This window comes from Mucilaginibacter sp. OK283, assembly GCF_900110415.1.
Lineage (GTDB): Bacteria > Bacteroidota > Bacteroidia > Sphingobacteriales > Sphingobacteriaceae > Mucilaginibacter.
Genome location: NZ_FODR01000003.1, coordinates 399,697 through 418,799, shown reverse-complemented (window position 1 = coordinate 418,799; position 19,103 = coordinate 399,697). Strand labels below are relative to the sequence as shown.

13 protein-coding genes are annotated in these 19,103 nt (G+C 45.0%); 4 read left to right on the top strand and 9 right to left on the bottom strand.

Annotation, left to right across the window (positions count from 1 at the left end; all coding sequences use genetic code 11):
- Nucleotides 1-53 precede the first annotated feature (53 nt).
- Nucleotides 54-2,906: a DNA gyrase/topoisomerase IV subunit A gene (locus tag BMX56_RS09980; RefSeq protein WP_090645380.1), complete on the bottom strand. Its 2,853-nt coding sequence runs from the start codon at nt 2,904-2,906 to the stop codon at nt 54-56.
- 312 nt (nt 2,907-3,218) lie between these two features.
- Here BMX56_RS09980 and BMX56_RS09975 point away from each other — a divergent pair, with 312 nt between their 5' ends.
- A complete protein-coding gene (locus BMX56_RS09975) occupies nt 3,219-3,770 on the top strand; it encodes a cupin domain-containing protein (protein WP_090645377.1) in 552 nt (183 codons plus the stop codon).
- Nucleotides 3,771-4,002: 232 nt separating this feature from the next.
- On the opposite strand, the gene BMX56_RS09970 is transcribed toward BMX56_RS09975, so the two are convergent.
- Nucleotides 4,003-4,833 (bottom strand): sulfotransferase, encoded by an 831-nt coding sequence (locus BMX56_RS09970; RefSeq protein ID WP_090645374.1) that lies wholly within the window; start codon nt 4,831-4,833, stop codon nt 4,003-4,005.
- A 37-nt stretch (nt 4,834-4,870) separates the two neighbouring features.
- Nucleotides 4,871-5,422, bottom strand: a complete 552-nt coding sequence (gene cysC, locus BMX56_RS09965; protein WP_090645371.1) for an adenylyl-sulfate kinase — start codon at nt 5,420-5,422, stop codon at nt 4,871-4,873.
- A 776-nt stretch (nt 5,423-6,198) separates the two neighbouring features.
- Between cysC and nagB the strand changes: the two genes are divergently transcribed.
- Nucleotides 6,199-8,121: a glucosamine-6-phosphate deaminase gene (gene nagB, locus BMX56_RS09960; protein WP_090645368.1), complete on the top strand. Its 1,923-nt coding sequence runs from the start codon at nt 6,199-6,201 to the stop codon at nt 8,119-8,121.
- A 45-nt stretch (nt 8,122-8,166) separates the two neighbouring features.
- On the opposite strand, the gene ftcD is transcribed toward nagB, so the two are convergent.
- The 5 genes from ftcD to BMX56_RS09935 all read right to left on the bottom strand — a co-directional run bounded on the left by ftcD (nt 8,167) and on the right by BMX56_RS09935 (nt 15,079).
- Nucleotides 8,167-9,855, bottom strand: coding sequence for a glutamate formimidoyltransferase (ftcD, locus tag BMX56_RS09955; protein WP_090645365.1), 1,689 nt, complete (start codon nt 9,853-9,855; stop codon nt 8,167-8,169).
- Nucleotides 9,856-10,025: 170 nt separating this feature from the next.
- A complete protein-coding gene (gene hutI / locus BMX56_RS09950; RefSeq protein ID WP_090645360.1) occupies nt 10,026-11,252 on the bottom strand; it encodes an imidazolonepropionase in 1,227 nt (408 codons plus the stop codon).
- Nucleotides 11,253-11,366: 114 nt separating this feature from the next.
- Nucleotides 11,367-13,040, bottom strand: a complete 1,674-nt coding sequence (gene hutU, locus BMX56_RS09945) for a urocanate hydratase (protein ID WP_090645356.1) — start codon at nt 13,038-13,040, stop codon at nt 11,367-11,369.
- Nucleotides 13,018-14,577 (bottom strand): histidine ammonia-lyase, encoded by a 1,560-nt coding sequence (hutH, locus tag BMX56_RS09940; RefSeq protein WP_090645353.1) that lies wholly within the window; start codon nt 14,575-14,577, stop codon nt 13,018-13,020. Before hutH ends, hutU begins: the two co-directional genes overlap by 23 nt.
- Nucleotides 14,570-15,079, bottom strand: a complete 510-nt coding sequence (locus BMX56_RS09935; protein WP_090645350.1) for a MarR family winged helix-turn-helix transcriptional regulator — start codon at nt 15,077-15,079, stop codon at nt 14,570-14,572. Before BMX56_RS09935 ends, hutH begins: the two co-directional genes overlap by 8 nt.
- A 116-nt stretch (nt 15,080-15,195) precedes the next feature.
- Here BMX56_RS09935 and BMX56_RS30370 point away from each other — a divergent pair, with 116 nt between their 5' ends.
- Nucleotides 15,196-16,071 carry a TIR domain-containing protein gene (locus BMX56_RS30370; RefSeq protein WP_218152397.1) on the top strand — a complete coding sequence of 292 codons (876 nt, stop codon included), beginning with the start codon at nt 15,196-15,198 and terminating at the stop codon, nt 16,069-16,071.
- Nucleotides 16,072-16,501: 430 nt separating this feature from the next.
- On the opposite strand, the gene BMX56_RS09925 is transcribed toward BMX56_RS30370, so the two are convergent.
- The gene (locus BMX56_RS09925; RefSeq protein WP_090645347.1) at nt 16,502-16,882 is read right to left on the bottom strand and encodes a VOC family protein; all 381 of its coding nucleotides are present in this window, start codon (nt 16,880-16,882) and stop codon (nt 16,502-16,504) included.
- 328 nt (nt 16,883-17,210) lie between these two features.
- On the opposite strand from BMX56_RS09925, the gene BMX56_RS09920 reads away from it, so the two are divergent.
- A complete protein-coding gene (locus BMX56_RS09920; RefSeq protein ID WP_090645345.1) occupies nt 17,211-19,103 on the top strand; it encodes a patatin-like phospholipase family protein in 1,893 nt (630 codons plus the stop codon).

Sequence of the window (19,103 nt, the reverse complement as noted above, 5' to 3'; positions counted from 1 at the left end):
TAGTACTGCCAAAAAAGCCACCGGTTGCATGTTCAACCGATGGCTTAAATAATTTAAAACAGCCCTAACTGGCCTTTGTCGTCTATATCAATATCATCCGGGTTAGTAATCTCGAAATCAATTTTCTTTGTTTGAATTTGCGCCGGTTTTGCGGGCAAATTCGATGTTTCGTTTGAGGCTTCGCCCACCTCAGGTTCAGGTGATTTTGCAGCTTCTGTTTTAGGTGATTCTCCTTTTGGAGGTTCAACCGGCTTTGGGGCCGATTTCATTGCCGGTGCTTCCGGTTTCACCGGTTCATTCTCAGTCTCAGTTTCATCTGCCTCCGCGGCTGCCTCATCCAATTCTTCTGCTTCGCTATCAGCTTCTTGCTCAATGGCCTCCTCCGCAACATCCTCGGTAACTATCAGTTCGACAGACTTGATGGGTAATTGCGACAGGCGGTTGCCCATGGCCTTCATGCCTTTTACATCTATCAGGTCGGCCAGGTTTACCTCAATGGTTTCGGGTGTTTGCTCTTTACCTTTAAGCTGTACAATTTTTACCAATTGGTTTGCTTTGGCAATGTAAATAAGTTTTGATCCGGGCTCATCGCTGATGATGCTTACCTGTTTACCTATAGCTATGGTTTCAAACACGAAGCGTTTAACCATGTAGTTTTTGGATTTTCCATCCAGGTGGATTGCCGAGAAAACTTTTTTAGGATCATACTTTTCAATCAGGATCATTTTATCATCAAAATGATTGTTCAGATCAAAATTGGTAAGTTCATATACACCGGTACTTAATACGTTCAGGATACGGTCGTCGCCATCAAATTCGCCCAGGTATTTGCCGCGGCCATCGGCGTTAAGGCGTTTCAGGATCTCATCATACCAAATCTTTCTGCCGGCCAGGGTTGATACGCCTTTTGATTTCAGCACAATTTTTTTAACCGGGTATTTGGTAATGATGTTCCCCATCGATCCACGGCCTTTAATAGCTATCGAAGCAAAGTCTTCATCAAACTGCAGTTTCTTGAGTTTGGAATGCGGCTTAAGCTGCACATTTACTATTTCGGCCTCGCCGTTGGAGTTGGCCGTAAAATACAACACTTTGGTACCTTTGGTGCCCTTGGTAAGGTCGTATTCCTTATCGCGGGTTACCCCCACTACCGAGAAACGTTTGATATACGCAATGCCGCTTTCGCCATCTTTGTATATCATGTTGTAAACGGTACGCTCGTCGTTCTTTTTAAATACGGCCACGTGGATGATGTCTTTACCCACAAAAACCTTATCCTGCACTTTGGTGATCAGGCAGCGGCCATCCGCGCGGAAAACGATAATCTCGTCGATATCCGAGCAATCGCCAACATACTCAACCGAGTCATCGCGCTTAAGGCCCGAGCCCACAAAGCCGTCGGTTTTATTCACATACAATTTTATGTTGGCCAACGCCACCTGTGCAGCCTCTACCTTATCAAAGGTGCGCAGTTCGGTTTTACGGCCCCTGTCTTTACCATACTTTTCGCGTAGTTTTTCAAACCAGGCAATGGTGTAATCAGTAAGGTGTTTCAGGTGATGTTTTACCTGTTTTATTTCATTTTCCAGGGCCTTCATCTGCTCATCCGCTTTTTTAACGTCAAAGCGGGTGATGCTGCTCATAGGTTTATCTATCAGCTTTTTATAATCATCGGGCATTATGGTACGGTAAAACTGCGGGAAGAACGGCTCGAACAAGCGGTTCAATACCTCCAGCACAGTTTCAAAGTTGCCCGATGTTTCATAGTCGGGGTGTTTGTACATGCCCTCCTGTATAAATATTTTAAGCAGCGAACTGAAGAAAATCTTCTCCATCAGTTCCTTCAGCCTTATCTCCAGCTCCTGTTTTAACAGCTCCTTGGTAAAAAACGTGCTTTCGGTAAGCATATCGTTCACGCTCATAAAGCGTGGCTTATCTGATTGAATTACGCAGGTATTGGGCGATATCGATACCTCGCAATCGGTAAAGGCATATAATGCATCAATAGTTACATCGGGCGATATACCCGGCGCAAGGTGCACTACAATCTCTACATCCTTTGATGTATTATCTTCAATCTTCTTGATCTTGATCTTGCCTTTTTCGTTGGCATTCACAATGCTTTCCATCAGCCCCCCGGTAGTAGTGCTGAACGGAATTTCGGATATCACCAGCGTTTTCTTATCCTTTTCGGCAATGCGGGCGCGTACCCTTATCTTACCGCCGCGTTGCCCTTCGTTATAGGCAGATGCATCGGCCATACCTCCGGTAGGGAAATCGGGCAATAAATTCGGCCTTATACCTTTAAGGGCGGCTATGGATGCATCAATCAGTTCGATAAAATTATGCGGTAATATTTTGGTAGCCAAACCTACCGCGATACCTTCGGCGCCCTGGGCAAGCAGCAAAGGAAATTTTACAGGCAGGGTAATAGGTTCTTTATTACGCCCATCGTAGCTGGCCTGCCAAATGGTTGTATCAGCATTAAACACCACATCCAGCGCGAATTTGGATAAGCGGGCCTCGATATAACGTGGCGCTGCTGCCGAATCGCCCGTAACCGGGTCGCCCCAGTTGCCCTGGCAATCAATCAGCAGGTTTTTTTGCCCTATTTGTACCATGGCATCGCCTATGGATGCATCACCGTGGGGGTGATACTTCATGGTATTACCAATTACGTTGGCGGCCTTGTTAAAACGCCCGTCGTCCATTTCCTTTAATGAATGCAGGATACGGCGCTGTACCGGTTTTAAACCATCATTGATGTGTGGTACGGCACGGTCGAGGATAACGTAAGAGGCATAATCAAGAAACCAGTTTTCGTATAACCCGTCGAGTGAGGTAACGTTATGTAATTTGTCGTCGTTATTATCAGGTATCTCGTTTTGATTCAGATCTTCACTCATTATTCGCTAAAAACTTTTGGATGGGTAAAGATAAAAATTAAAGTGCAGATGTGCAGATTTCAAATTTCAGATGTGCAGATGATTTTTCAACACGAATGATGCGGATTGATTCGAATTTCACAAATTCTTGTCTGGTTAGTGACTAGTCTGAACTCGGATTAAGCAGATTCTTCAGATTACACAGATTTCAGAACTTTGACCATTCATCCCCTGCAAATCAAATCAAAAAAATCTGAAGAATCTGCAATCCGGGTTCAGACAAAAATCCATATTGTTTAACTGACCGTATATAGTGATAAATCGCAAGCAATCATGACCGAAAACCGCAGAAGCATTCATAATCCTATCCAGAAAGATACCGTGGTATTCTTGAAAACAGCCGCCGAAACAAACGGCGAATACACTTTAGTAGAAGTTGAACTGGCCGATGGCGGCGGTGTGGGCCTGCATTACCACAAAACTTACAGCGAAAAATTTAGCTGTATTGATGGTGAAGTAGAGGTAGCATTAGGCAAAAATGCATATAAGTTAAAACCCGGCCAGCAAGCCCTGGCCGAACCCAACGTTAATCACCTGTTCAGGAACAGAAGCGGCAAACCCTGCAAATTCAGCGTAGAACTGAGGCCCGCAAGCAGGGGCTTTGAGCAATCGCTTCAAATAGGATATGGCCTGGCATTAGATGGCCTCACCAATAAAAAAGGCTTCCCAAGGGATAAGCTGGCATTAGCCTGGCTGTTTGATATCAGCGAAAGCAACCTCCCCGGCTGGATGAGCATTTTTGAGTTTATACTCAGAAAACAGGCTAAAAAAGCCCGCGCAAAAGGCATTGACAAGGCCCTTATTGAAAAGTATGTGCAGTTTTAAACTGATGTGCAGATATGCAGATTTCAGATGTGCCGATTCTTATTTAACACACATGGCACGAATTGACTCGAATTTCACAAATTCCTGTCTGGTTAAAAGATGTCTGAACCGGGATTCGTCAGACTAAAGGATTACAGGATTTTTTGAAAATCTAAATCAAAATAACCTGATCAATCTGCTTAGCAATCCGGGTTCATACAATCATCTGCGCATCTGAAATCTGCACATCTTCCTACCCCAGCCTCACATAGTGACTCAACCGCATCTGCAAATATTGTGCCTTTACCAGTAGCGTTTTTGTTTGTATAAAACGTTCAATATCGCGGGCGGCGCTCATTAAATTGCTTTTGTAAACCAGGCCAAAATTAAAGTAGTTTAAATTAAATTTCCATTTATTCTTTAAAAAATCAATAACCTCCGTGTCCTTCTCCAGTAAAAGCCGGTAATTAACAACCAGGTAGTCATCTGCGGGCAGCTTTTTTAAGGTCTTTAATATTTCTTCATTATAGTTTATCCACACCTTTAAATAAGTTTCGGCATGTTCGGCGTAAAACTTTTCTTCGCGGCGGCTGCGTCGCCAGTGTTTCCAGAGCATCCGTTGCAGGCAATTGCGGCCCATGTATTTTTTATCAATATGCGCAAACTCCCTGTTTATCAACGAACTGATAACAGCCTGGTAATCGCGCATAATTACCAGGTATTTGGCCTCGGGCAGTAACCTACCGTAGGTATCCAGGAAAAGGCAGGTGCGTGGGTCTTTCCATGCCCATTGCTCATACAGTTGCTGTTTTATATTAATAATGCCTTGCAATTTGGCCAGCTGGTAAGGTGATAATTCTATCTTTTTGGCATCTACCAGGCCCGAAATATGGAGGCTGTTGTTATTCAAAATCTCCTCATGCAGCTTTAAAAATTCAACATCCTCAAAATGCCCGTCAATGTTTCCATTGTTACCCGCTGCCAGGTTTTCGCCAATTTGCAGTCCGCACCGGTTAAGCCAGTTTGTTATTAACGATGTGCCTGAGCGGTGCATTCCGGCTATAATTAAAGTTTGGTGTTGCATGGGGGTATTAATTTAACTGTGATTGATTTTGAAATATTCAACAGGCAATAACCTGCTGTTTTAATAATTGATGCTCGTGTTGTATAAAAGCCAGCAGCATAGCTGTGCATTCGGTAATATTATGGGTATAGGTATTAATATGCAGGTGGGGCGATGCCGGTGCTTCAAACGGGTCATTCACGCCTGTTAAATTGCCAACGCGTTCGGGATGGCCGGCTGGCAATTGCGCTTTTTGATAAAGCCCTTTGGTATCCCTTGCCTTTAAAATGGGTAAAGGGCAGTCTACATAAACTACTTTAACATCATCGTAATTGTTAACCAGCTGGCTCCGCATAGCGTTATAGGGCATTATGGCGCTGATGACGGTAACGATGCCCTGGTTGCTAAACTTATTGGCTATAAAGCCCAGCCGCCTGATGTTTTCAAACCTATCTTCCTTTGAATATTTAAGATCGGGGAATAGCTGCTGCCGGTATTCGTCGGCATCAATTACCTCTGTTGGGATTTCTATCCGGCTGAGGCTTACTTTAACTTTTTGAGCGAGGGTGGTTTTCCCGGCGCCAGACAGGCCGCAAAGTAGTAAGATCATACAATTAATAGTTTTGGTTAACGTAAACAGAGCTGATTGAACCCTTAATTAATTATTTACTTAACGACAAATTTTCAGCTTAAATTGTAGTTAACACAGTGTGCATCGACAGAGAGTAGTTTTGTATCGACGAACCCATTAATAACGCAGACCAGGAGTTTTTGTTGAAGGAAATTTTATAAACTTAAAAAATATTTCAATATTTTATCTACTAAATAGATAGATATTATAGATTAATTATATATTTGCAGCAGATAGTTTATAAATGGGTGCATTTTTAACTATAACGCAGGCGCTGGCCGGCAGCAAGCGGATGGTTCGACCCCATCCCCTGCATCTCTTCTCTTCTCATATTTATGTTTTATAATTGGTTAGAATCTGAGCTCCTGCCCATCAGGAGCTCTTTTCTTGTTACACACCAGTGCTCACGAATCTTTACGAATTACACGAATTAGAAAGTTAATGTCGCTATCGATACTTATCGTCCTAAAATTCGCGTGACCGTCATTTGGGAAATCCGATTTAATTCGTGACAATTCGTGCGATGATACTTATTAAAATAATTTAAAAAGTTCTTTTTATTGAAAATAAGTTTTATTATGTTTGTACCAGTAATGCACAACTTGTTATTAAATAGAATTCTTTTTAGCCTTATGTCGGTGAGGTTAAAACAGTTTTTGTTAATTGGTTTGATAAAATCCTCGTTTCGGCGGGGATTTTTTTTAACACGCTTTTTTTTATTCAACATATATATAACAAAGGTTCTTTAGAAAATTATGGCTCGATTAAATTTATTGGAAGAGACCCGGTACGAGAAGCTGCCGGTAAGCGTTTATGGCAACCAGCAGGAGGCATCCCTTGCCGTAGCAGGCAGGATAGCCAAACTTATCCGCGATAAACAGGCAAAAGGCGAACAGGCCGTGCTTGGCCTGGCAACAGGTGTTACCCCCATCCGTGTTTATGCCGAACTGGTACGCTTACACAAAGAAGAAGGCTTGTCGTTTAAAGATGTCATCACCTTTAACCTGGATGAGTACTACCCCATGAAGCCCGATGCCGCCCAAAGCTATGTTACTTTCATGTACGAAAACCTTTTCAGCCATGTTGATATTGATAAAGCCAATGTGCACATACCCGATGGTACTTTGGATAAAGAAGACGTAGTAGCCTTCTGCCTGGATTATGAAAAGCAAATTGAAGAATTAGGTGGTTTAGACCTGCAGATATTAGGTATCGGCCGTACCGGTCACATCGGTTTTAATGAGCCTGGATCTGCTCCAAATTCGGGCACTCGTTTGGTTACTTTAGATGACCTGACTCGCAGTGATGCTGCCCGCGATTTTGGCGGCAAGGCCAATGTGCCTACCAAAGCCATCACCATGGGGATTGGTACTATTTTTAAAGCAAGAGAGATCATCCTGATGGCCTGGAGCGCCAAAAAAGCGCCTATTGTTAAAAAAGCGGTTGAAGGTGAAATATCCGGTGAAGTTCCTGCTACCTACCTGCAATTATCAGAGCATGTGGAATTTGTGCTGGACGAAGCGGCCGCATCTGAACTAACCCGTTTTGATACCCCATGGCTGGTTAAAGATTGTTCATGGGATGATAATACGCTGAAAAAGAAAGCCGTGATCTGGCTGGCTGATACCATTGGTAAACCGGTATTAAAACTTACCGAAGAAGATTACAACAACCATGGTATGGCTCAATTAGCCGTAGAGCAGGGCCCCGTATACAACATCAATATTGATATTTTTAACCAGATACAGCATACCATTACGGGCTGGCCGGGCGGCAAACCGAATGCTGATGATTCACAACGCCCGGAAAGGGCTTTACCGGCAAAAAAACGCTCGGTTATCTTCTCCCCGCACCCGGATGATGATGTGATCTCGATGGGTGGTACCTTCATCCGCCTGGTCGACCAGGGGCATGATGTGCATGTTGCTTACCAAACATCGGGCAACACCGCGGTTTGGGACGATGATGTACTGCGTTACATGGAGTTCGCTATCGACTTTACCAACAGCATTGGTGAGGACAGTGCACACCTGACTTCGTTATACGAAGAAATGCGTGCCTTCTTCCCGCAAAAACAACCCAACCAGATTGATACCCGCGAAATCAGGAATGTAAAAGGTTTTATCCGCAAAACAGAGGCCATTTCGGGGGCCCGTTATGCAGGTTTACAGGATGATCATATCCACTTTATGGCCTTGCCATTTTACGAAACCGGCAAAATCAAAAAGAACACCGTTGGCGAGGAAGATATCCTGTTAACCATCGACCTGTTACAAAAAATAAAGCCACACCAGATTTTTGCAGCCGGTGATTTTGCCGACCCTAATGGAACCCACCTGGTGTGCTTCAACATTATCCTTGCAGCACTCGACCGCCTGAAGGCAACCGAAGAATGGGTAAAAGATTGCTGGCTGTGGATGTACCGCGGTGCATGGCACGAGTTTGAAACTCATGAAATTGAAATGGCTGTGCCGCTTTCACCACAGGAAGTGATCCGCAAGCGTAATGCCATCTTCAAACACCAATCACAAAAAGACAGGCCGGTATTCCCTGGTGACGATGCAAGGGAGTTTTGGGTACGCGCCGAAGACAGGACAAGCGATACCGCTAAAAAATACGACAGATTAGGTTTAGCAGAATATGAAGCTATGGAAGCTTTTGTGAGGTATAGGTTTTAGTTCGTTTAGTCCATGGACCATAGACTATGGTCCATGGACTTTTTCTTACAAGGCTATCTTCCCATTCACCGTCTCAATAATCTCTGCTTCCAAAGCAATAGCCTGCCGTTCAATCTCGTTGCCCCGGTAAATAATATCCAAAACATAATCCTTATCCTTATACCCCGAAGCGTTGATCTTCACGTTCATAAACGCTCCTAAAACGGCCGTGCGGGCACAAAGGGCAGCTACACCGGCATCGGTTACAGAGTTGGGGTTGCCTATCTCCACCATCGCCTTAATCACTTCCATACTGTTCAGCGCGGCCTGCATCACCTTAAAAGGGATTTCAATGGCATATTTTGTGGCCTCCTGGATTGCCTGATCCCTTGCAGCCTTTTCTTCATTGGTAGATTTGGGCAGGCTGAAAGATTCCATGATCTTATTAAAAGCCGTAGTATCCAGGTCCACCAATGCCAAAAGCTCATTTTTATATTGTTGCGCCTGCCCGGCCCAGTCGCTGAACTCCAGCCAGCGGCTGTCCCATCCTTTTTTGTGCGAGCTTAGGTTGGCCACCATGCCAGCCAATGAAGCGCCTAATGAGCCTACATAGGCCGAGATAGAACCACCACCGGGTGCCGGGCTTTCGCTCGCCGTCTCATCGGCAAAGTCAGTAAGGCTCATGCTGATCAATTTACTATCAGCCTTATCTTTCAATAAATATTCAATAATGCGTTCTTCGGGAACAAAAGGGCCAAGTTCATCAAGCCCCATCGACTTGATGGCTATTTTTATCAGTTCCTTTTCACTAACGCCAACAGAGCGTTGTTGCTTGCGCAGGAAATATTTACCTGCATCCAGCATCGCTTTTAAAGGGATCAAACCCACCAATTCGCTGCCTGTTACCCGAATGCCGCGCTCATTGGCTTTGGTGCAAACTTCGTCAAAAGCCACATGAACAGGGGTTATTTTTATATTAGTCAGGTTCATTGAGATTTGGGCCACGCCGTATTCTTCGATATACCAGCCGATGGCTTTAACCGCTTTTAATGAGCCGGGGATTGATTTGGGTTTACCATTCTCGTCTGTTACGATTTTGCCTGTAACCGGGTCGCCTTCGCGCAAAGTTCGGCCAGCCTCGCGTACATCAAACGCAATAGCATTTGCCCTGCGGGTTGATGTAGTATTAAGGTTCACATTGTAAGCTACCAGGAAATCACGGGCACCTATCACAGTTGCCCCCCGCTTAACATCATTTTCGGCCGGACCGAAATCGGGAGCCCATTCGGGCAGTTTTATCTTCTTAAAAAAACCTTCATATTCGCCGGCTCGAATCACCGAAAGGTTACTCCTGCTTTTGTTGGGCTGCGCATTCTCGTACAAATAAACCGGGATCTGCAACTCCTCGCCTACCCTCCTGGCCAACTGCTGGGCATACTCCGCGGTTTCTTCCATACTGATATTACTAATCGGTATCAGCGGACAAACATCAGTAGCACCCATCCTCGGATGCTCGCCTTTCTGTTTGCTCATATCAATCAGCTCCCCCGCTTTTTTTATCGCGAGGAAAGCAGCTTCAATCACCCGGGAAGGTTCGCCCACAAATGTCACGACAGTTCGGTTGGTAGCCTTACCAGGGTCAACATTCAGTAACCTTACTCCCTCAACCGATTCCACTTCGTTGGTTATCTGTTTAATAATATCAAGGTTTACACCTTCGCTAAAATTGGGTACGCATTCTATTAGTTTGTTCATTGGTTCACTGGTTATGGCGGCGAAGCCTGCCTCTTTTTAAGTTCCCCTCTCGAGAGGGGGCGGGATGGAAAGCGCGGTGGCAGGGGTGTGTTGACCAGCGTTCATCGCCTGCTTTTATAAACACCCCCCTCCGCCCCTCTCAAGAGGGGAATCGCACATTCCCCCGCCTTTTAATTTTTCAACCCCTCCGTCCATACCATTTCAGGCTTCAATTTTCCTTGGCGGTATAATATCTCGCGGTAATCGTCGCATGGGTAAGCCTGCATATCGGCAAGTTTGCCTTTGCTTAAGATCCCACGGTCGTTTAGTTTCAGGGCCTGGGCCGCGCGGGCGGTTAGGCCCGTAAATACTTCGGCTGCGCTTAGCTTTTCTGCGGCAGCCATTACCGCAGCCTGCATCAGCAGGTCGCCCATTGGGGCCGAGCCGGGGTTCCAGTCGCTGGCTATGGCCAGGCAGGCTCCGACATCCAGCAGCTTGCGGGCGGGAGCGTAAGCCATTCCTAAACCCAAGGATGCGCCGGGTAAAGTTACAGCTACGGTATCGGAATTGGCCAATAATTTTATTTCATAATCGCCACTGGCTTCCAGGTGATCGGCGGATGCAGCGCGGGCCTTGATAGCGACTTCGCTACCTCCTGTGGTAAACTGATCGGCATGAACTGTTACCTCGAAGCCCATTTGTTTAGCTTTGGCCAAATAGTTTAAAGCGTCGCTGGCGTTAAACGCACTTTGCTCGATAAAAACATCAATCCGGTTGCTCAATCCCTTTTGTTTGATAACAGGCAATAGGTTGTTTAAAACATGATTAAGGTATTCCTGGTGATTGCCATTAAAGTCCTTAGGTAATATATGGGCGGCAAGGCAGGTTGATATTAAACTTGCATTTGTTTTATCTGCCGCCTCTTTTATAGCGTTTAACTGCTTTAACTCGCCCCCGACACTTAAGCAGTAGCCGCTTTTTATTTCGATGGTGGTGACGCCTTCGCTTACATGCCGTTGTACGCGCTTCAAAAGCAGACTTGTTAACGTTGCCTCATCTGCAGCACGGGTTTGAGTAACCGAATCCCAGATGCCCCCGCCTGATTGCGCTATCTCCAAATAAGTTTTACCACTGTTACGCATGGCATAGTCCTTTGCACGGCTGCCGGCAAAGCAAATGTGGGTATGGCAATCTACAAAACCGGGCAATAGTACGTGATTACCGTTAATTTCTTCGATTTGTGCCGACGGATAGTTTGACCGGAGTTTTTCAAAGTCATCAACGGCGAGTATTAGTCCGTCATCAACCAATACGCCTCCGTTAGGGATGATGTGTAACTGCTCGTCCTTTAGCGCGCCCTTTATTGGCAGCCCTGTTAAAGGAAGGATTTGCGTGAATGGACCGATTAGTTTTTTCATAAATATCAGCAGCCCCCTCTAAATCTCCCCCTGAAGGGGGAGACTTTCAAAAGCTCAGGTTTTATTCAACATTCTTTTTAAAGCCCTCCCCTTCAGGGGAGGGTTGGGTGGGGCTCACCACACCTTCAACCCAAACTTCTCTGCCCACTCTTCAGCCTTATCGTACCCTGCATCGGTATGCCGGAATATCCCCATCGCCGGATCATTATATAATACGCGTTTGAGGCAGGTGGCGGCCCTTTCCGTTCCATCGGCCAAAACAACCATGCCGGCATGTTGGGAGTAACCCATGCCTACGCCGCCGCCGTGGTGAAACGAGATCCAGGTAGCGCCGCCGGATGCATTGGCCATCAGGTTAAGCAGCGGCCAGTCAGACACGGCATCCGAGCCATCTTTCATGGATTCGGTTTCGCGATTGGGCGATGCTACCGAGCCGCAATCCAAATGGTCGCGGCCTATTACTATCGGGCCTTTTACCTTGCCTGATTTTACCAGCTCATTAAACAACAGGCCGGCCTTTTCCCTATCGCCCATCCCCAGCCAGCAAATACGGGCAGGCAATCCCTGGAACGAGATTTTTTCCCTCGCATTGGTCAACCATTTGGCCAGCGGCTTATCCTCGGGGAATAATTCCATCAGCGCTTTATCCGTAGTATAAATATCTTCCGGATCGCCGGAAAGGGCTACCCATCTGAACGGCCCTTTACCTTCGCAAAACAGCGGGCGGATATAGGCCGGTGTAAAACCCGGGAAATTAAATGCATCCGGTTCGCCCCCCTGCCGTGCAAATTCGCGCAGGTTGTTACCGTAGTCAAAAGTTATAGCGCCGCGTTGTTGTAATTCCAGCATCAGGCCTACATGCCTGGCCATACTTTTTAACGATAAGCGCTTGTATTCTACCGGATCGCTCTTGCCTAAATCCAAAGCTTCCGTTAACGACAGACCATTCGGGATATACCCGTTCAACGGATCATGTGCCGATGTCTGGTCGGTTAAAATATCGGGAATAAGGTTGTCATTCAATAATCTTTCCAGCAGATCGCCGGCATCGCTTACCAGGCCTACAGACAGGGTTTCTTTTTTGTCGATAGCCTCTTTTACCCAGGTTATGGCCTTTTCGTAGGAGTAGGTCATGCGGTCGATATATTGCGAATCCAACCTTTTTTGGATACGCGTTGCATCCACATCCGCACCTAAAAATACCCCGCCTGCCATAGTTGCCGCCAATGGCTGAGCCCCGCCCATACCGCCTAAACCGGCGCTTACAATCAGCTTGCCTGCCAAATCGCCATTAAAGTGCTGGTTGCCACACTCTACAAAGGTTTCGTAGGTGCCCTGCAAAATACCTTGTGTACCTATATATATCCAGCTGCCGGCGGTCATCTGGCCGTACATCATCAGGCCTTTGGCGCGCAAATCATTAAAATGCTCCCAGTTGGCCCAGGCAGGCACCAGGTTGCTATTGGCTATTAAAACACGCGGAGCCTGGGGATGGCTACGGATAATGCCTACCGGCTTGCCCGATTGTACCAGTAAAGAGTGATACTCATCCAGTTCCAGCAACAACTCAATAATTTTCCGCAGCGATTCCGGGTTGCGGGCAGCCTGGCCAATGCCGCCGTACACCACCAGTTCGGCAGGATTTTCGGCAACTTCGTCATCAAGGTTGTTAAGCAGCATCCGCAAAGGAGCTTCGGTTTGCCAGCTTTTGGCATGCAACTGCATACCGCGGGGCGCTTTGTATACCGGGTGGCTGGCGTAGGTATCAATAAATTCCGAACTCGTCATGACTGAGGGTTATGTGGTGATGAATAGCTGCGTTATTGGCAGTCGCCAAAAAAGAGCCATCGGTAATAATTTGATGTAAACGGTTAATATCGTCCGCAAAAACACGGTCGTCGTTTATAAACGGAACGTATTGGCGCACAAAATCATGCAACGCCTCTACCACCGGTGTTGATTTTAATGGCCTGCGAAAGTCCATGGCCTGCGCCGCATAAAGCAGCTCGATGGCCTGTATGTATTCTATATTATCTAACACCGTATGCAGCTTGCGCCCGCTGATGGAACCCATGGATACGTGATCTTCCTGCCCTAATGAAGTAGGCACGCTATCGGCACTTGCCGGGAAACACAGGGTTTTATTTTCAGTAACCAAAGCAGCGGTAGTATACTGTGGGATCATCAATCCAGAATTTAATCCGGCATCATGAGTAAGCAGCTTGGGCAAACCGTAACGGCCTTCGCTCATCAGGTAGCAGCGCCTGTCGGCAATATTACCCAGTTCGGCGGCGGCCACGGTGGCATAGTCCAAGGGTAAAGCCAGCGGCTGGCCGTGAAAGTTGCCCCCACTAATGGTGTCATCAGCACTAAAAATAACGGGGTTATCGGTAACCGAGTTTAATTCAATTTCGGTAAGTTCTTTTAAATGCAGCCAGGCGTTGCGCGATGCGCCGTGTACCTGAGGCATACAACGTAACGAATAAGGGTCCTGCACCCTATTACAATTGATGTGCGAGGAGTTGATCTCTGATCCGTTTAATAAAGTAAACAGGCGGTCGGCAACCATTTTAGTGCCTTTAAAGGGGCGTAAAGCATGTATACGGGCATCAAAAGGCCTTACCGAGCCCATCAGCCCTTCTAAAGACATGGCGCCAATCAGGTCGGCACGGTTCAGGGCATCATCCAAACGCTCAACTGCTTTTATCGCGAAAGCTAATATAAATTGTGTGCCGTTTATTAAAGCAAGCCCTTCTTTAGGCCCTAACACCAATGGGGCCAGGTTATGTTTTTGCAGTACCTGTGCTGCAGGTTTGCGCTCGCCATTTTCATACACCTCGCCTAAACCTATTAAAGGTAAAAACAGGTGCGATAAGGGGGCCAGATCGCCGGACGCACCTACAGATCCCTTTTCGGGCACAAGAGGTATAATGTCGTTATCGATAAGCCAGATGATTCGCGTTAACGTATCCGGCGCAACTCCCGAGAAACCTTGTGCCAAAGCATGTACTTTGGTTATCAGCATCAACTTGGCTATTTCCTGCGGAATGGGCTTGCCCACCCCTACACTATGACTTTTAAGGATATTACTTTGCAGCAAACTGGTATCAGCCTCGGATATATGGGTATCGCATAGCGGACCAAAACCTGTATTAATGCCGTAAACCGGCTTTTGCGCATGAACGATTTTGGCAACCTCGCCCCAGGAGGCACGGATAGCTTTATCAGCATCTGCATCGATAATTCCCCTGGTTTTACCTGCTGCAATATCAAGGCAAATGCCAATGGTTAAATGGTTTGTGCCGTAGTTGAAAATGCTATTCATGATCGGCGGGTTTTAAATTAGCTGTTAACTTTTCGCTGATAACGGCAGACAGGTTGCTTGAACGAAAGGTATTTTCGACAGCCGTAATAGCAGGCAACAGTTGTTGCGATATGGCATCGCTATCCACCAGTTGGGTCATGGCCTGGCTGATGGCATCCCAAACGGGCAATATCTGCTTTAGTAATGCGCGGCCGCTATCGGTTAACGTAACCAGTTGCCTGCGGCCGTCGTCGGTACAGGTTGCGCTGGTAACCAGGCCCCGGTTTTTTAAATTGGTAATCAGCTGGCTTGCCGCCGGGTGCGATACCTCTATCTGTTCGCTCAGTTCCTTGATAGAAAGCGCGTCGTTTTTTGATAACAAATAAAACACCGGAAACCAACTGGCATCAAAATCTATCCCCTCATTTTGGTAAGCACGGTTAATTTCGGCCAAAAAAGCTTCGCTTAATCGCCTTAACCTGCTACCCAATACCAAATAACCCAGGCTTTGATATAAATTCATAACGCAATTTATATAAGTACTTATATAAATGCAAGAAATAGTTGGATTTTAATTTCACGCGCAAAAAATTTAGTTGCATCGATTATTTATATTTACAACACTGTAGTTAAACCAAAATGGCAACAAAAAAACCTTCTACTCAAAAAGAAAGAGAACCAACCCAACTGATTGTTGGAAAAGAATATTTTACGGATCAACTTAATTCGAGAATTCAACTTGGGAAGGAAATCCTAAATAGACAAATCCAAACTATGCCCCAACTAAATGAAAGTAAAAAGGACTATTATAATTGGGACGACTATAACTCTGAATTATTAAAACAATTCTTTAACAATGAACATAATGAGTATAAACAGAGATATGATACGGTTAACACCTTATATGGCTTTTTAGGTGGAAATGACGAGAACCAAGTTGAGGAATTTGTAAACAAGCTAAAGAACAAAATCGATAACCTAAGTCAACTCGTTGAAAAAGTGGACCTAATGAAATCTCAAGTCCCAAATCAAGTAGTAGTAAAGGAGGAAAGAGTTTACGATAGCACTGTTACGAATAATGATGTTTTTATTGTACACGGTCATAACAACGAAATAAAAATCAACGTCGCAAGAACTCTTGAAAAACTTGGTCTAAATCCAATAATATTGCATGAACAGGCAAATTCCGGGAAAACAATAATAGAAAAGTTTGAAGAACATTCTAAAGTGGGATTCGCCATAGTGCTTCTAACAGATGACGACCTTGGAAAGGCAAAAAGGGACGAAGACTTAAATTACCGAGCCAGGCAAAATGTCGTTTTAGAGCTTGGTTATTTCATTGGTAAACTTGGCCGAAATCGTGTATGTCCTCTATATACTAAAGGAGTAGAATTACCAAGCGATTTATACGGACTTTTATATGTTGAAATTGACCCTAATGAATATTGGAAAATTAATATTGCCAAGGAGTTGAAAGCTGCAGGATATGATGTTGATGTAAATAAGATTATATGAGTTAGGCCCTCATTTTAGTAAAGAAACAAGCTGCTTGATGAATGTATCTTTTACTTCAACCGGCATATCATTGCTATCGAAAATAATTTCAACGCTAACCAAATACCGTTCACCAGTGGGTAATTCCTTGGTGTAGTACTCGCCATCGCCTTAGTATTTTGCATAAAATGGGTTTCCAAGTTCAAAGGCGCGCTGCCTTCCCAGTTCGTGAATGTTATCAATATTTGATAACAATTTTTCTAAAAAAACAGGTCTTTCCATGGAGTGCCATTTGATCTGCTAATTACAAATCACATCGAATTTACGCAATGTTTAAGAATATTGGACCAGTACATTCATTGAATTTAAAAAATGCAGAACATTTAGGATTCAAAACCATCACTATATTTCATATCTAAACTATGGTTTACCCCGCTGCGTTATCCTGCCCCTATTCATCTGCCGGTTGCCAAAGCTCAATAATGTTGCCTTCCGGATCCAGTACATGGACGAATTTGCCATAGTCATATTCGGCAATCTCATCTACAATAGTCACCTTGTCCTTTTTTAGCTCCTCAACCAGCGCAACCAGGTTTTCTACCCGGTAATTAATCATAAACGGCTTTGCCGAGGGATTGAAATACTTGGTATCCTGCGGAAACGTACACCAGGATGTTGATCCTGTTTTCGACGGATCATCGGCCTCGCGCCACTCAAAGGTTGTTCCGTATTCACCGGAAGGCAACCCAAGGTTTTTGGTATACCATTCATTCATACTTTGCGGATTCTCGCATTTAAAAAATACGCCGCCTATGCCTGTTACTTTTTTCATATTTAAATGTGTTATAAGATTATGCCGGTACAAAATGGAATAAAATCAGGTATTGCACTATCAGTCTATACATTAAAACCAGTTAACGCCGGTTAAGTATTTTGGTATATGCAACCTTCAAGGCAATTTCCTTCTATTCCGGCACATTACCAAATCTGTTTTAAAATCTACTGTTAATGCCCATGGCGATGTTAGTTTAAAAAAAACAACTGATTGTGAAGGCTCAAAATGCTGGCTATAGGCCATTTGTCAAAAAACTTTCCTGTCAATTCATTTTTACTCCGCATAATATTTAACTAATTTTATATAACCAAAAACCTATGTTATTATGGATAAGATAGCCGCTCCTGAACCTCTATCAGAAAACAAGCTGGAGGTTGCCTTAATTAAACCGTTTGATAGCATCGCGCTCGCATTTTCAGGCGGTGGCTTTCGGGCGGCATCCTTCGCGTTGGGTGTATTATCATACCTCGACAAAGTAAAATTTGATGATTCCGCCGATGAGCTTTTTGGACAAAGCCTGTTGCAAAAAGTTAGCTACATGTCGTCGGCATCGGGCGGCACCATAGCAACCACGCTGTATGCCCTGTACAACAGTAAGGGCAAAAGTTTCGGCGATTATTATAGCAAACTTTTAACGGCACTAACCGGCGATGAACTGTTAAAACACGCGATGGAAATGCTGGCCGATAAAAAGTACTGGAAAACCAGGGAGCTTAAAAGCCGTAATATTATTAACGCGTTTGCACTGGCTTACGATAAATATTTATTTGATCATGCCAACCTTGAATCGCTTTGCCATGACGGGGCGCCCGGTAAACACTTACAGGAAGTTTGCTTTAATGCCACCGAGTTTTTTACAGGCCAATCTTTCAGGCAGGATATCAAACTGGTGCCTGATGCCGGTAAAGACCCCTATTTCACCTACGGCAATATGGTTATATACCTGGATGAAAAAACAGCAGGTAAACTAAAACTGGGCGATATACTGGCCGCATCGTCGTGCTTTCCGGCAGGTTTTGAGCCTATAGTTTTTCCAGATGATTTTACGTATCCCGGCCTGTACCCGGCAGACCTAAAAAAGGCACTTACCATGCTGCCGCAAACCGGCGATAAACAGGAAAAGGAATTTATAAGCAAGAAAAACTTTGGGCTGATGGATGGCGGCATTGCCGATAACCAGGGCCTGCAAAGCATGATGTATGCCGATGGCCGCCGCACCCGGCACGAAACCGACCTGCGGCCTTTCGATTTCCTGATGGTTAATGACGTGGGCAGTCATTTTATTACGCCTTATGTAATGCCCGAAGTAAAAAAGGGCTGGGAGCTATCCATAAGGGGATTGATGCTGATAGCCGCGGCGGTTATTGCCATATTATCGGTGGGCGCCTGGTACGGTGTAAAACACAATTGTGCTTTATTAACAATAGGTTGCTCGTTACTCACTACCGTCCCTTTAATTTTTTTGGTAGCAACGCTTTATTTGAGGCAGCAGTTGTTAGGCGTTGCCAATTCGGCATTGATATTAAACTTTAAAAAGAATTTTACCGAACGGATAATTACCGTGCTGGTTGGCTATTTTGCAAAAACACCCTTAAGCATCATTAAACAAATGATAAGCGCAAGGGTACAATCGGTGCTGATGCTTAACCTGAGTATATTTTTAAAGCGGATAAGACAGCTGCTTTACAATAAATTTTACTTTTCGCCGCAGTGGAAAAACCGGGGCAAGGGTAACCATATTTATGACCTTTCTTTTTCAAACAACATTAACCGCGAAGCCAATGATGGCTACCACTCGCCAACGCCTCCTATACTCAACCCCAGCCGCGATATCCAGATTGTTGCCCAGGTGGCTTTCGATATGGGTACTACGTTGTGGTTTGACAAACAATCTACCGAGCAAGAGCATAGCGAAGCCTGTATCATAGCCTGCGGGCAGTTTACCACCTGTTATAACCTCCTGCAACATATTATGAGGCTATTGGCCATAAAACCGGAAGATGCCCCTTTTGATAATAAATACCGTAACCGGTTAATAAAATTAGAACAACAAATGCTGGCAGATTACGATGCATTTAAAACCAACCCGTTTTTTTATTACAACCAATCGGGGGTAGATTTTAAGGTACCAGGCTTTAAGGAGGTTACAATGAAGGAAATTCCATTTCCGGAGGATTGGAAGGTGGATAATATTGAAACTGCCGATGTAATTAAGTAA

Bases quoted from the DNA above. Each gene is read 5' to 3' on its own strand.
- hutI (WP_090645360.1), bottom strand. From the start codon at position 11,252: ATGAAAAAACTAATCGGTCCATTCACGCAAATCCTTCCTTTAACAGGG.
- BMX56_RS09975 (WP_090645377.1), top strand. From the start codon at position 3,219: ATGACCGAAAACCGCAGAAGCATTCATAATCCTATCCAGAAAGATACC.
- nagB (WP_090645368.1), top strand. From the start codon at position 6,199: ATGGCTCGATTAAATTTATTGGAAGAGACCCGGTACGAGAAGCTGCCG.
- BMX56_RS09920 (WP_090645345.1), top strand. From the start codon at position 17,211: ATGGATAAGATAGCCGCTCCTGAACCTCTATCAGAAAACAAGCTGGAG.
- BMX56_RS09935 (WP_090645350.1), bottom strand. From the start codon at position 15,079: ATGAATTTATATCAAAGCCTGGGTTATTTGGTATTGGGTAGCAGGTTA.
- hutU (WP_090645356.1), bottom strand. From the start codon at position 13,040: ATGACGAGTTCGGAATTTATTGATACCTACGCCAGCCACCCGGTATAC.
- BMX56_RS30370 (WP_218152397.1), top strand. From the start codon at position 15,196: ATGGCAACAAAAAAACCTTCTACTCAAAAAGAAAGAGAACCAACCCAA.
- BMX56_RS09980 (WP_090645380.1), bottom strand. From the start codon at position 2,906: ATGAGTGAAGATCTGAATCAAAACGAGATACCTGATAATAACGACGAC.
- hutH (WP_090645353.1), bottom strand. From the start codon at position 14,577: ATGAATAGCATTTTCAACTACGGCACAAACCATTTAACCATTGGCATT.
- BMX56_RS09970 (WP_090645374.1), bottom strand. From the start codon at position 4,833: ATGCAACACCAAACTTTAATTATAGCCGGAATGCACCGCTCAGGCACA.
- BMX56_RS09925 (WP_090645347.1), bottom strand. From the start codon at position 16,882: ATGAAAAAAGTAACAGGCATAGGCGGCGTATTTTTTAAATGCGAGAAT.
- ftcD (WP_090645365.1), bottom strand. From the start codon at position 9,855: ATGAACAAACTAATAGAATGCGTACCCAATTTTAGCGAAGGTGTAAAC.
- cysC (WP_090645371.1), bottom strand. From the start codon at position 5,422: ATGATCTTACTACTTTGCGGCCTGTCTGGCGCCGGGAAAACCACCCTC.